The sequence below is a fragment of the Streptomyces sp. NBC_00005 genome, assembly GCF_045160215.1.
GTDB lineage: Bacteria > Actinomycetota > Actinomycetes > Streptomycetales > Streptomycetaceae > Streptomyces.
On record NZ_CP108316.1, the window covers coordinates 9,961,810 to 9,974,370 of the forward strand.

General features: G+C 72.2%; 13 protein-coding genes. 5 read left to right on the plus strand and 8 right to left on the minus strand.

The window, feature by feature from the left end:
• Positions 1–72: 72 nt before the first annotated feature.
• Both OG303_RS45480 and OG303_RS45485 read right to left on the minus strand, forming a co-directional pair.
• Positions 73–477: a nuclear transport factor 2 family protein gene (locus OG303_RS45480; protein WP_405875901.1), complete on the minus strand. Its 405-nt coding sequence runs from the start codon at positions 475–477 to the stop codon at positions 73–75.
• A 10-nt stretch (positions 478–487) separates the two neighbouring features.
• Positions 488–1,456, minus strand: a complete 969-nt coding sequence (locus OG303_RS45485; protein WP_405875902.1) for an acetylxylan esterase — start codon at positions 1,454–1,456, stop codon at positions 488–490.
• A 124-nt stretch (positions 1,457–1,580) separates the two neighbouring features.
• Here OG303_RS45485 and OG303_RS45490 point away from each other — a divergent pair, with 124 nt between their 5' ends.
• Entirely contained in the window at positions 1,581–2,939 is a 1,359-nt protein-coding gene (locus tag OG303_RS45490; RefSeq protein WP_405875903.1) for an 8-oxoguanine deaminase, read from the plus strand.
• 3 nt (positions 2,940–2,942) lie between these two features.
• Here OG303_RS45490 and OG303_RS45495 read toward each other — a convergent pair whose 3' ends face one another.
• The 3 genes from OG303_RS45495 to OG303_RS45505 form a co-directional block, all read right to left on the minus strand.
• Complete coding sequence (locus OG303_RS45495) at positions 2,943–3,536, minus strand: hypothetical protein (RefSeq protein ID WP_405875904.1); 594 nt, start codon at positions 3,534–3,536, stop codon at positions 2,943–2,945.
• Between the two features lie 162 nt (positions 3,537–3,698).
• Complete coding sequence (locus OG303_RS45500) at positions 3,699–4,466, minus strand: ferredoxin reductase (RefSeq protein ID WP_405875905.1); 768 nt, start codon at positions 4,464–4,466, stop codon at positions 3,699–3,701.
• Positions 4,459–5,064 (minus strand): sulfite oxidase-like oxidoreductase, encoded by a 606-nt coding sequence (locus tag OG303_RS45505; RefSeq protein WP_405875906.1) that lies wholly within the window; start codon positions 5,062–5,064, stop codon positions 4,459–4,461. The genes OG303_RS45500 and OG303_RS45505 overlap by 8 nt, the downstream gene beginning before the upstream one ends.
• A 188-nt stretch (positions 5,065–5,252) precedes the next feature.
• Between OG303_RS45505 and OG303_RS45510 the strand changes: the two genes are divergently transcribed.
• Positions 5,253–6,164 (plus strand): NADP-dependent oxidoreductase, encoded by a 912-nt coding sequence (locus tag OG303_RS45510; RefSeq protein ID WP_405875907.1) that lies wholly within the window; start codon positions 5,253–5,255, stop codon positions 6,162–6,164.
• The gene (locus tag OG303_RS45515) at positions 6,164–6,874 is read left to right on the plus strand and encodes a GNAT family N-acetyltransferase (RefSeq protein ID WP_405875908.1); all 711 of its coding nucleotides are present in this window, start codon (positions 6,164–6,166) and stop codon (positions 6,872–6,874) included. The genes OG303_RS45510 and OG303_RS45515 overlap by 1 nt, the downstream gene beginning before the upstream one ends.
• A 24-nt stretch (positions 6,875–6,898) precedes the next feature.
• Here OG303_RS45515 and OG303_RS45520 read toward each other — a convergent pair whose 3' ends face one another.
• The gene (locus OG303_RS45520) at positions 6,899–7,336 is read right to left on the minus strand and encodes a MarR family winged helix-turn-helix transcriptional regulator (protein WP_405875909.1); all 438 of its coding nucleotides are present in this window, start codon (positions 7,334–7,336) and stop codon (positions 6,899–6,901) included.
• 87 nt (positions 7,337–7,423) lie between these two features.
• On the opposite strand from OG303_RS45520, the gene OG303_RS45525 reads away from it, so the two are divergent.
• Together OG303_RS45525 and OG303_RS45530 are read left to right on the plus strand one after the other, a co-directional pair.
• A complete protein-coding gene (locus OG303_RS45525; protein WP_405875910.1) occupies positions 7,424–8,494 on the plus strand; it encodes a hypothetical protein in 1,071 nt (356 codons plus the stop codon).
• Between the two features lie 175 nt (positions 8,495–8,669).
• Positions 8,670–9,473 (plus strand): putative protein N(5)-glutamine methyltransferase, encoded by an 804-nt coding sequence (locus tag OG303_RS45530; protein ID WP_405875911.1) that lies wholly within the window; start codon positions 8,670–8,672, stop codon positions 9,471–9,473.
• Positions 9,474–9,547: 74 nt separating this feature from the next.
• On the opposite strand, the gene OG303_RS45535 is transcribed toward OG303_RS45530, so the two are convergent.
• Positions 9,548–10,243 (minus strand): hypothetical protein, encoded by a 696-nt coding sequence (locus OG303_RS45535; RefSeq protein ID WP_405875912.1) that lies wholly within the window; start codon positions 10,241–10,243, stop codon positions 9,548–9,550.
• A gap of 128 nt (positions 10,244–10,371) precedes the next feature.
• A complete protein-coding gene (locus OG303_RS45540; protein ID WP_405875913.1) occupies positions 10,372–12,438 on the minus strand; it encodes a SpoIIE family protein phosphatase in 2,067 nt (688 codons plus the stop codon).
• Positions 12,439–12,561: the final 123 nt, after the last annotated feature.

The following is a 12,561-nucleotide window of genomic DNA, read 5'->3' on the forward strand; positions in this document are numbered from 1 at the left end:
CCGGAAGCCCGGGCCGCGACGCTGCGACCCGGGCAGTCCTGAACGTACCGACTGGTCGGACTGGAGGGAAGGTCACAGCAGGAAGAGCTTCCCGGCGGGCTCCTGGTGACCGTCGGCCGTGTGCCAGTAGTCCCGCGTCTCGACCGCCAGGCCCGCGCCGTCGAAACGCACGAACACGCAGCCCGCGAGGGCGGACGCCACAGCGTGTTCTTCGGCCAGCACGCGGAACTCGGCCACGGCGACGCCGTCCTGGCCGACGACGGGCGGCGAGAACCGCACGTCCGTCACCCGCTCCTGCGCGAACGACCACCGCAGGTAGTCGGCCAGTTCGTCCCGCCCCCGATGCGGCTCACGGAACGGCATCGAGCGGTGGACGCAGTCCTCGGCGTACAGCTCGATCAGCGCATCCACGTCGTGCGTCGCCCAGGCCCGCTCCCAGACCTGGACGAAGCGCTCGGCTGCCTCACGCGTCTCCATACCGGACCTCTCAGACGTACGTCCGCAGCCACTGCACCTTGGCCGCCTCCTGGTAAGGGCCGCCGCCCTCATGGTCGTTGAAGTCGTACACCTCGATCGTCTTGTCCTCGTGCGCCCAGGCGTTGAACGCGGCGAAGACGGTCGAGGGCGGGCAGGTCTGGTCCTCCAGGGCCGCCGAGAACAGGGCGGCGGCGCGACCGCGGGAGGCGAAGTGGACGCCGTCGAAGTAGGACAGGGTGCGCAGGGCGTCCTCGGTGCGGCCGCGGTGCGTCTTGAGGTACAGACCGATCTCGCGGTACGGGTGGCGGTCCGTCAGCGTCGCGGCACGCGGGTAGTCGCACAGGAACGGCACGTCCGGTGCGACCGCGGTCAGGTCCGGGACCAGACCGCCCACCGCGATGGTGATGCCGCCGCCCTGGCTGGCGCCGACAGCGACCGTGCGGGAGGCGTCGGTCAGCGGGTGCGAGCGGGCCGCCTCGACGGCACGCACCGCGTCCGTGAACACCCGGCGGTAGTAGTAGCTCTCGGGAGCGTCGATGCCGCGGGTCATGAAACCGGGGTAGGCGGGCGCCCCGCCCACCGGGTCCGCGGTGCCGCCGCCCCCGCCCCACGCGCTGCCCTGCCCGCGCGTGTCCATCACGAAGTGCGCCCGGCCGGTGGACGCCCACAGCAGATGCTCGTGCGGCAGGCCGCGCCCGCCGCCGTATCCGATGAACTCCACGACCAGCGGTATCGGCTCCTCGGCCGCGGCGGGCAGCGTCAGCCAGCCCTTCACCGGGTGCCCGCCGAACCCGGCGAACGTCACGTCGAACACCCGGACCGTCGTCAGGCCCGTGTCGACCGGCTCGAAACGGGCGTCCAGATCGTGCTCGCGGGCCTCCTGCAGGGTCTTGGACCAGAACGCGTCGAAGTCCTCGGGCTCGACGGACGCGCTGCGGTACTCCTGGAGCTCGTCGAGGGGGAGGTCGAACAGGGCCATGTAGGACCGCCTTTGCGAAGGGATGCGATTCACTGATTCGGGATGTGCGCGGGTGATCACACCGTACGTGCGTGGTCGGACGACTCGCCAGGTCTTTCCGGTCGTACCTGTCTACGATGGCGCCATGCCGTCAGCCGTGGATCTGCTGGTCAAGGACGCCGAACTACTGGTCGTCGCCGGAGATCGCGAGATCCCCGGCGGCTGGGTTGCCGTCACCAATGGTCGGGTCACCGCCGTGGGCACTGCCGGGACGGAGCCCGAAGCCCGTACGACCGTCTCCGCGGCCGGAAGGCTGGTCACCCCGGGCCTGATCAACACGCACCACCACATCTACCAGAACCTCACCCGCTCCTACGCCCCCGCGGTGAACGGCTCCCTCTTCGACTGGCTGACCACGCTCTACCCCCTGTGGGCCGCCCTCGACGAAGAGGCCGCGTACGTCTCGGCGTACGTCGGCATGGCCGAGCTGCTGATGGGCGGCTGCACCACGTCCTCGGACCACCTGTACGTCCATCCCCGCCCTCGTCTAGTCGACGCCGAGATCCGCGCCGCCCGCGACATCGGCTTCCGCTTCCACGCGACCCGCGGCTCCATGACCCGCTCCGTCGAGGACGGGGGACTGCCGCCGCGGAGCGTCACCCAGACCACCGACGAGGTGCTCGCCGACAGCGAGCGGCTGATCAAGGCCCATCACGACCCGGAGCCCGGCGCGCTGATCCGCGTCGCGCTCGCGCCCTGCTCGCCGTTCTCGGTGACCAAGGAACTGATGACGGCGACCGCCGAACTCGCCGAGCGCCACGACGTACGCCTGCACACGCACCTCGCCGAGGACCGCGACGAGGACACGTACTGCCTTGAGACCTACGGCTGCCGGCCCGTCGAGTACTTCGAGGACTGCGGCTGGATGAGCGACCGCACCTGGGTCGCCCACTGCATCTATCCCAACGACGAAGAGCTGCGCCGTCTCGCGGCCGCGGGCGTCGGGGTGGCGCACTGCCCCAGCTCCAACATGCTCATCGGCGGCGGCACCGCGCGCGTGCGGGAGATGCGCGAACTCGGACTGCCCGTCGGCATCGGCTGCGACGGCTCCGCCTCCACGGACCACGCCTCCCTCTGGATGGAGACCCGGGGCGCGCTCCTGCTCGGCCGCTACCGCGGCGGACCCGGCGCGATGACCGCCCGCGACGCCCTCGACCTCGCGACCCGCGGCTCGGCCCGCTGCCTCGGCCGCGCCGACGAACTGGGGCATCTGCGCCCGGGCGCCTGCGCCGACCTGGTCGTCTGGGACCTCCACGAGGTCGCCCTCGCGGGCGCGTTGAGCGATCCCGTCGAGGCCTGGCTGCGCTGCGGCCCGGCCCGCGCCTGGACCACGGTGGTCGGGGGCCGGATCCTCGTCGACCGGGGCGAACCCGCCCTGAGCGGACTGGCCCAGACACTGCGCGACCACGGCCGCATCGCACGCCGGATGCAGCAGGGCGGCTAACCCCTACGGCCCGCCGGCCTGGCGTCGCGTCCACTCCGGCCCGGTCCGTGCCCACTCCCGCTCCCACTCCGCCAGCCGGTGGCCGGTGGACACGTGGCGGACGAACGCGTGAGCGAGAAGCACCACGGCGACCGCGCCGCCCGTGCCGCAGACGCCGAAGGTCAGGGTGTGCTGCCAGACCTGGGTCTCACCCGGCGGCGGGGGAACGGTCCTGCCCCGGGAGTCGAACCAGACATCGACCTTGTCGCCGCGCTCTGTCCCCGCCGGGACGCGCGCGTTCGCGGTGTGCGGGCCGGTGGCCGGATCCGTCCAGCGCACGTCCACGCGATACGAGTGCTCACGGCCGCCCTCCACCGTGGGCAGCATGTCGGGGGTCTCACCGACGACCTCGGCCCGCACGCTGTGACGCTCGGCGCGCTCCGCCGCGGCGACACTCCGCGCCTCGTCATGGGCCCACCAGCCCGCGACCGCTCCCGCCAGCGGCGCGCCCACCAACAGCAGGACGGCGAAAGCCAGCGCCGTCCACGCCTCGACCATGTCCGACCGGCGCCGCAGCGAATTGCGCCGCCAGCGCCAGCCGCGCACCCGGGTTCGCATGTCGACCTCCTCGCCGTCACCGGAGCCGGAGGGGCCGTACCGTCTTCGCTACGTATTGTCCCCCCGCACCGCTTATGCGCGCGAGTGCCCAGGAAGACCGGGTACCCGGAACGCCGGAGATCGCTCACCACGAAGCCCCAGCGGCCGTATGGCGCCCGCCCGTCAGCCGAAGCGTTCGATCCGGATCCGGTTCACGGGCTGGCCGGCCTCGACGAGCAGCCGCGAGGCGTGCTCGGCGAAGGCGTTCGAGCCGCACACATAGGCCTCCCACCCACCAGGAGGCTGCTCGGCCAGGAGCGGCGCCACATGTGCGGCCGCCATACGTCCGACGGGCACACCCTTCGGTGCGCTCCGCGTGAACACCGGCGTCGTCTCCGCGCCGAACTCCCGCGCGAAGATCAGCTCCTCGGGACTGCGCGCGGACACCAGCAGCCGCAGCGGCACATCCAGGCCGCGCGCCCGGTGGTGCCGGACCATCGACATCAGCGGTACGACCCCGGAACCGGCCCCCACCAGCAGCGCGGGCCGGTCGCCCGGCCAGGCGAAGAAGCCGCTCAGCGGGCCGCGCACCTCGACCTGGTCACCGGGCTCGGCCACGGTGTGGAACCAGCCCGAGACCTGGCCGCCCTCGACGTGGTCCAGGGTCAGCTCGATGTGCCCCGGGTCGTCCGGTGCGGACGCGATCGAATAGTGGCGCTGGGCCACATAGCCGTCGTCCGCGGTCAGCCGCAGCATCAGGTGCTGGCCGGGCAGATGCCCCGCCCAGGCGGGCACCGCGAACCGGAAGGTGGCCGTCTGCGCAGTCTCGCGGCGGATCTCGGTGAGCGTGGCCGTCTGCCACACCGCGGCGGCCCGGTTGCTCACGGCGATCCGGCCGGGCACGGCGAAGCGCGTCGCAGGAGTGGTCGGGGTCGTGAGCGCCTCAGTCACCGGAGTACCGCTGTTCCTGCCAGGGGTTGCCGCGCGCGTGGTAGCCGTTCTGCTCCCAGAAGCCCGGCTCGTCGTGGTCGAGGAGCGTCAGGCCCGCGATCCACTTGGCGCTCTTCCAGAAGTACAGATGCGGCACCAGCAGCCGGGCGGGCCCGCCGTGCTCGGGGGCGAGCGGCTGCCCGTCGTACTCCCAGGCGATCCAGGCACGCCCGCCGGTCAGGTCCGTGAGCGGCAGGTTCGTCGTGTACCCGGTGTGCGAGTAGGCGACGGCATGGGTGGCGGACCCATGGGGGCCCACCACATCGAGGAAGGCGTCCAGGGACACGCCCCCGAACCGCACCCCGAACTTCGACCAGCTCGTCACACAGTGGATGTCGCCCTCGTAGGCCGACGTCGGCAGGGCGTGTGCCTGCTCCCAGTCCCAGGTGTGCGGCCGTTCCACCAGGCCGTCGACGCGGAAGGTCCAGTCGGCGGGCGCCAGTTCGGGCGTGACCTCGGCGGACAGGACGGGCCAGTCGTCGCCCGCGTCGTACTGGCCCGGCGGCAGGCCGGGATTGTGGACGCGAGCGCGCCCCGTGAAGCCTCGGGTGACATTCATGCGGTTCCAGCGGTACGGAAGTGGTTGTTTATCTGTTCAACCGTACGTGCACCGGGGGCATGCCCCTGACCTCGGGCCACCCCGCGATCATTAACTGCGTATGAAGACTCCGGCGCCCCGGGAATAGCCGCCCCCCGATCTTCCTTGCCGACTGTTGCGTCGGCGAGAGCGAAGGAGAGTGGGAGCACATGCCCAAGGCGTACGTCTTCACGCGGTACGGGGGACCGGAGACCGAGGCGCTCGTCCAGGTGGACCGCCCCGTACCCGGCCCGGGCCAGGTCCTCGTCCGCGTCAGGGCGGCGGGTGTGAACCCCGTCGACTGGAAGCAGCGCACGGGCTACCGCAGGCCCGGCGAGAGCGGCGAGCGCGACTTCCCCGCCTACTTCGGCAACGAGGTCTCCGGCGTCGTCGAGGAGGTCGGCGAGGGCGTCGAGGGGTTCGCCGTCGGAGACGCGGTCTTCGGCCGCCCCGTCGTCGGCGGGTACTCCGAGTACGCGCTGCTGTCGGTCGACCTGCTCGCGCCCAAGCCCGCCGCGCTGACCTTCACCGACGCGGCGACCCTGCCCGTCGCGGCCGTGACGGCGTACGACGGAATCCGCCAGCTCGACCTGCCGGCCGGCGCGACCCTGCTCGTCACCGGCGCGGGCGGCGGGGTGGGCGTCGCGGCCGTGCAGATCGCCCGTGCCCTCGGACTGCACGTCGTGGGGCTGTCGAGCGAGGCCAAGAAGGACTTCGTCGCATTGCTCGGTGCCGTGCACGTCCCGTCCGGGCCGGGCTGGACCGAGCGCGTGCCCGGCAGGGTCGACGGCGTGTACGACCTGGTGGGCGGCGACGTACTGGAGGACGCGGCCACCCTGCTCGCCGACCGGGCGAAGCTCATCACGGCCGGGGCCCCGCCCGAGGTCGTGGAGAAGCTGGGCGGCGCGCGCGTCGCCCGGGTGCGCACCCCCGAGCGGCTGGCGGCGGTGGCCGACCTCGTGGTGAGCGGCGACCTGGACCCGCACGTGACGCAGACCTTCCCGCTGGAGCAGGCCGGCGAGGCACTGCGCACCGTCGAGGAGGGCCACGCCCGCGGCAAGATCGTGATCGAGGTCGCCTGATGAGCCACGTCCTCGACCACCCCGCCCGCGCCGCGCTGACCGGCCCGCACGCCCACTTCGCCGAGCGGCACGGCCGGATCCTGCGCTACCCGGTCGACGTCACGCCGTGGCTCGCCCTGCCCGAGGAGCCCGACGCCGACGACTGGGCCGACCTCGCGGCCTTCGCGGGTCCCGGCGCCGAGGTCCCGCTCCTCGGATTCCGCGGAGAGGTCCCCGCCGACTGGGAGATCACCTTCCAGGTGGAGGGAGTGCAGTTCGTCGACGACGGCCTGGCCGCCGCCCCCGACCCGGAGGCCGTCTGCCTCGGCCCCGCCGACGTACCCGAGATGCTCGACCTGGTCGCCAGGACCCAGCCGGGCCCCTTCCTGCCCCGCACCATCGAACTCGGCCCCTACCTGGGCATACGCCGAGGCGGCGCCCTCATCGCCATGGCGGGGGAGCGGCTGCACCCGCCCGGCTGGACCGAGATCAGCGCCGTCTGCACCGACCCCGCCTTCCGGGGCGAGGGCCTGGCGACCCGGCTGATCCTCGCCGTCGCCCACGGCATCCGCGAGCGCGGCGAGACCCCGTTCCTGCACACCGGCGCCGGCAACACCAACGCCATCCGCCTGTATGAGTCCCTCGGCTTCCGCCTGCGCCGCACCACGGCGTTCCTGGCGGCCCGCGTCCCCGAACACCTCACGGACGAACGGGCCGTGGCCGTCTCCTGAGCGCCGTCCCCCGACCGCGGTCTGCTAGCCGTCGTCTTCCGGGCGCGCCCAGGAGTTGTAGCGCACGAGATAGTCGGCGAACCGCTCCAGGTCCTCCTTCGGCCAGTCCATCAGCCGTTCCCGGAAGGCGGACCTGCGGCTGTCGGTCACCTGGGCGAGGATCCGGCGGCCGTCGTCGGTCAGGTGCAGGACCTGGACGCGGTGGTCGTCCGGGTCCACGCGCCGCTCGATCAGCCGGGCCCGTTCGAGCGCGGTCACCTGACGGCTGACCGTGGACTTGTCCAGGGCGTAGTGGGCCGCCAGGTCGGTCGCCCGGCAGCCGCCGCTCTCCTCCAGATGCCCGAGCAGCGTGTACGAGACGAGCGACAGCTCGGGGTGCATGCGTCCCGCCGAGGCACGGGCGCGCCGGGCGAAGGCCGTCATCTCGCGCTGGATCGCCTCCACGGCCTCGTCTGCTTCCACCGGACCTCGACCTCCCTCATTCGCTTGGTTGTATAGTACAACTTGAAGTGAGAGTTGTATAAGCCAACCATCTGGAGGTTGTGAGCGATGAGGTCGCCGGCCCTGCGTCATGTGATCACGCACCTGATCACCCCACTGCTGATGTGCCTCGGCATGGGACTCGCGTACATGGGGGCCTTCGTGACCCCGGAGCCCCACCACCTGCCCGTCGCCGTCGTCGGCTCCGGCCCGCAGGCGAAGGTGTTCGCGCAGACCGTCAAGGACAAGGCGGGGGACAAGCTCGACGTCCGCACGGTCGCCACCCGCTCCGAAGCCGTCGACCTGCTCAACTCCCGTGAGATCACAGGTGCTTTCGTGCCCGGCGCGAAGACACCGGAGCTCGTGGTCGCCACCGCCGCCTCCGACATGGACGCCACGGCGGTCGAGAAGGTCTTCACGCCCGTCGCCGCCGAGCAGGGCGTCGCACTGAAGGTCACCGACGTGGCCGCGCCGGTCGACGACGACCCCACCGGGCAGGGCCTGTTCTTCCTGCTGATCGCGCTGAGCATCGGCTCGTACGCCTCCGTCGCCGCGCTCGGCGCCGCAGGCTCCGCCCTGCCGATGCGGATACGTGCCCTGCTCGCACTCGGCGTCTCCGCCGTCGTCAGCGGCATCGGCGCGCTGCTCGCGGGGCCCGTCTTCCACCTCGCCCACCACGATCTCGCGACCCTGTGGGGCATGGCCTGGCTCTACTCCGCCGGCATCCTCTTCGTCGGCGTGGGCCTGCACACCTTCCTCAAGCGCTGGACCACCCTCGCCATGATGGTGCTGTTCGTGATGCTCAACTTCACCAGCTCCGGCGGTCTGTTCCGCCCCGACCTGCAGAACGGCTTCTTCGGCACCCTGCACGCCTTCTGGAACGGCGCCGGATTCGTCGAGGGCGCCCGCAGCCTCCTGTACTTCGACAGCGACGGCCTGTCCCGCAACGTATGGACGCTGACGGCGTGGCTGTTGCTCGGCCTCGCCGTCACGGCGATCGCCGCCGCGTACGAGCGGGTCAAGGCGAACGCGGCCACCGTGACACCGGTCCACGAAGTCGAGGTCGAAGCCGAGGCGGAGGAGCGCGAAGCGGAGGTCGAGGAGAGCGAGGAGGAGGTCGAGGAGACCGTCGGCGTCTGACCGTTGAGGTACTGTGGCCGTCCGGCCGCGGAGTGTCCCGGCCGCCGGAATCCGAGGAGGTGAGACCCATTACCGCAACGTCTGGTCGGGTGCTCTCACCTCGAGTCGACGCGGGTCGCCGGTAGTCAGGTGACCGCGAGAGCGCCCTTCGTTCACCGAAAGGCTCTCGGCTTCCATGCCTCCACTTTCTCCCTCCTCCCCGCTGTCGCCGTCCACCCGTGACTCCGTCGTGGCCGCGCTCCGCGCCGCGGGCTGTGTCTTCGCCGAGGACGAGGCCCAGTTGATCCTGGCCGCGGCCCGCACCCCGGAGGAACTCACCGCCCTGGTCGACCGCCGTGTCGCCGGGCTGCCCCTCGAACTCGTCGTCGGCTGGGCCGAGTTCCGCGGGCTGCGGATCGCCGTCGAACCCGGCGTCTTCGTGCCGCGCCGCCGTACCGAGTTCCTCGTCGAACAGGCCCTCGCCGAACTTCCGGACGCGTCCGTCGTGGTGGACCTGTGCTGCGGCTCGGGCGCCGTCGGCGCGGCTCTGGCCACCGCGCTCGACACCGTGGAACTGCACGCCGCAGACATCGACCCGGCCGCGGTGCGTTGTGCCCGCCGCAACGTCGGCGCCGTCGGCGGTCAGGTCCACGAGGGCGATCTGTTCGCGGCGTTGCCGGGCGAACTGCGCGGCCGGATCGACATCCTCGCGGCCAACGTGCCCTACGTCCCCACGGATCAGGTCGGCCTGCTGCCCGCGGAGGCCCGCGACCACGAACCGCTGGTCGCGCTCGACGGCGGCGCGGACGGACTCGACGTCCTGCGCCGGGTCGCCGCCGAGGCCGCCGGCTGGCTCGCCCCCGGCGGCTGCCTCCTGGCCGAGACGAGCGAACGGCAGGCCGCGGCGGCCCTCGATGCCTTCGCCGGCAGCGGGTTGAGCGCACGTCTGGCGGTCTCCGAGGAGCTCTTCGCCGACGTCGTGATCGGCGTCAGGCCGTAACGCCGGTCGTCGGTGCGGGCAGCCGCGTCCGAACCGGTGTCACGTCTCCGGCTGGATCAGCGCGGTCATGGTCATCAGGTCGTCGCGCCGTTTCCCGACGGGCTCGTCGACGGGGCGGGCATGCGCCAGTCCCTGTTGTCCGGGCCCGGCTTGCCGTGTCCGTGTCCGTGGCGGTCGCCGGGCCCCTCGTCGTCCCAGGTGCCCGTGAGCGCGTGCGTCGCGGTCCTGGTGCCGTCGTCGGAGCGGGTGCCGGTGAGGAGGGCCGTCTCGTCCTTCTTGAGGTCGCCGGCGCCGGAACCCTTCGTACCGTCCCCGAACACGGTGGTGTCCGAGTTCACGGTCCAGGTCCACTCGGCGCCGTCCTCGCTCTTGACGGTGACCTGGTCGCCGGCGACCTTCTCGACGGTGCCGCGCTGCCAGATCCGGGTGATCCACTTGCCCGTGTCCTGGTCCTTGACCGTCGCCTCGCCGTGCACACCCATGCCGCCCATCCCGAACCACGGGCCGCGACCGTGCCGGCTGTCGGGACCGCCCGGCGACGGCGACGCGGATCCGGAGGCGGAAGGCGTGGCGCCCTGGCCCGAGGTGCCCGAGGTCGCGGCGTAGGCGACCGTGCCGCCGAGGGCCAGGACCGCCACCGTGGTCGCGGCGATCACCGCGCGCGCTCGGCCCGAGCGCCGCCGCCACACCTTGTCCCAGGCCGGTTCCGGCGGAGGTTCCGCGCCGCCCGGGCCCGTCATCACTTCCCAGTCGTCCGACTCGTGGGTCACCGCTCGCTCCCATCGGCCACGGCACCGGCATCCCTCTGCCATGCCTTGCTGTGATTGTCGGATGCGGACGATAAGGAACAGGTAATAAAAACCTGTGAGAACCGGTCATCCCGGACGATCGGCTCAGGTCAGCCCGGCTTCTGCACCCGCGCGATGAGCAGCGCGACGTCGTCGGAGTTGTCCGGCTGGTGCAGTGTGCGCAGCAGGAGGTCGCAGACCTCCTCCAGGGGGCGGTCGGGACCTTCGAGGAGGGCCAGGAGCGCGTCCAGGCGCTCGTCGAGCGGGTGCTGCCGGGTCTCGACCAGTCCGTCGGTGTAGAACACGAGACGGTCGCCGGGCTCCAGGTCGACCGCGGTGGTGGAGAAGGCGACCCCGCCCACGCCCAGCGGCACCCCGGTGGGCAGTTCGAGCAGCTCCGGGGGACGCCCGGCGCGCAGCCGTACCGGCGGCAGGTGGCCCGCGTTGGCGATACGGCACTGCCGCAGCTCGGGGTCGTGGACGGCGTACACGCAGGTGGCGATGGAGTGGTCGAGGCCGTCGGTAATCTTGTCGAGGTGCTCCAGGAGCCGGGCCGGATCGAGGTCGAGGGAGGCCAGGGTGGTCGTCGCGGTGCGCAGCCGGCCCATGGTCGCGGCGGCGTTGATGCCGCTGCCCATCACGTCGCCCACGACGAGGGCCGTCTTGCCCCCGTCCAGCGGGATCACGTCGAACCAGTCGCCGCCGACCTCGGTGGTGGCCCCCGCGGGCTGGTAGCGGGAGGCGACCTCGAGACCGCCGGTCACGGGCGGGTGGCTGGGCAGCAGGCTGCGCTGCAGGGTGAGGGCGGTGTCGCGGGCGCTCTGGTACCACCGGGCGTTGTCGATCTGCACGGCGGCGCGGGCGGCCAGCTCGCGGGCGAGCAGCAGGTCGTCCTCGCTGAACGGCACCGGGTTGCGCGTGCGCTTGAGGTCGAGGGCCCCCAAAACCTCGCCGCGTGCGATCAGCGGCACGGCCAGATAGGAGTGGACGCCCGCTTGCGCCAGCAGTTCGGCGGCCTCGGGCGAGCGGGCGATGCGCGGCAGGTCCGCGGCCTCCACCTCACTCACCATGACCGGCCGGCCGGTGCGCACGCACTCGGTGACGAGGCGGTCGGGACCGTACCGGGCCACCTGTCCGGGCGGGTCGGCCGCCCGCAGCGCTTCCGGGGCGCTGTCCGCCTGCACCGCGAGGGCCCGGATCACCGCCGGCTCCGCGGGACCCAGGCTGCTGCGGCGGCCCGTCACCACCGCCTCGAGCAGGTCCACGGCGGCGATGTCGGCGAGCTCCGGCACGGCTACGTCGGCCAGTTCGTGTGCGGTGCGGTCCAGCTCCAGCGTGGTGCCGATCCGGGCGGAGGCGTCCGCGATGACCTGCAGTCGCCGCCGGGCGGCCTCCGCCTCCACGCTCGCCCGGTGCTGCTCGGTGACGTCCACGACCGAACCGGCCAGGCCCAGCACCGTTCCGACCGCGTCGTCCAGCCGGTACAGCGAGATCGACCAGGCGCGTTCGTCGTCCGGGTCGGCCGGGGTCCGGCCGACGGTCTGCCGGTCGACGAGGGGACGTCCGGTCTCCAGTACGTGTCGCGCCGCCGCTTCGATGGCGTCGATTTCGAGGTGCGGCAGGACCTCGCGGAGCGACCGGCCGACGTGGTCCTCGGCCGGCAGCCCGTTGAGCCGCTCCAGCGCCGGGTTGACCGAGACGTACCGCAGATCGGTGTCCAGGACGGCCAGCCCGATGGGGGACTGGGCGATCATCCGCGTGGACAGCGCCACGTCCCGCTCCAGCCGCCGTACGGTCGACCGGTCGGCGCACAGTCCCAGCGCGTAGACGTCGCCGTGGTCGTCCAGCAGGCGCATGTTGCGGAACTCCACGAGCCGCGTGCTGCCGTCCTTGCGTCGGATGGGGAAGGCCCCGGCCCAGCTCTGACCGGTGACCATGACGTCGGCGAACAGCTTGACCACCAGGTCGAGGTGCTGTTCGTGCACCATGATCCGGGCCGCGAACTCCCCGAGTGCCTCTTGCGCCGGATAGCCGAACAGCTCCTCGGCCTGCGGGCTCCACAGCACGATGCGTCCCTCGGCATCCAGGACCACCGAGGCCACGCCCAGCACGTCGAGCAGCCCGCTCGGCCGTACCGATCCCTCGCCCTCGGTCACCGGAAACCCGGGTGCACTCATTCCACGCACCGCCTTCGCCCGTTCACGCGGCACGCCGTCCCCCGTGCCGACTCCCCAAGTTCTACCGCGCTCAACCGTCCCTGTGACGCCCCCGACGCCCACCTCCACCATCCCTCAACACAG

Bases quoted from the DNA above. Each gene is read 5' to 3' on its own strand.
- OG303_RS45480 (WP_405875901.1), bottom strand. From the start codon at position 477: ATGGAGACGCGTGAGGCAGCCGAGCGCTTCGTCCAGGTCTGGGAGCGG.
- OG303_RS45485 (WP_405875902.1), bottom strand. From the start codon at position 1,456: ATGGCCCTGTTCGACCTCCCCCTCGACGAGCTCCAGGAGTACCGCAGC.
- OG303_RS45490 (WP_405875903.1), top strand. From the start codon at position 1,581: ATGCCGTCAGCCGTGGATCTGCTGGTCAAGGACGCCGAACTACTGGTC.
- OG303_RS45495 (WP_405875904.1), bottom strand. From the start codon at position 3,536: ATGCGAACCCGGGTGCGCGGCTGGCGCTGGCGGCGCAATTCGCTGCGG.
- OG303_RS45505 (WP_405875906.1), bottom strand. From the start codon at position 5,064: ATGAATGTCACCCGAGGCTTCACGGGGCGCGCTCGCGTCCACAATCCC.
- OG303_RS45510 (WP_405875907.1), top strand. From the start codon at position 5,253: ATGCCCAAGGCGTACGTCTTCACGCGGTACGGGGGACCGGAGACCGAG.
- OG303_RS45515 (WP_405875908.1), top strand. From the start codon at position 6,164: ATGAGCCACGTCCTCGACCACCCCGCCCGCGCCGCGCTGACCGGCCCG.
- OG303_RS45525 (WP_405875910.1), top strand. From the start codon at position 7,424: ATGAGGTCGCCGGCCCTGCGTCATGTGATCACGCACCTGATCACCCCA.
- OG303_RS45530 (WP_405875911.1), top strand. From the start codon at position 8,670: ATGCCTCCACTTTCTCCCTCCTCCCCGCTGTCGCCGTCCACCCGTGAC.
- OG303_RS45540 (WP_405875913.1), bottom strand. From the start codon at position 12,438: ATGAGTGCACCCGGGTTTCCGGTGACCGAGGGCGAGGGATCGGTACGG.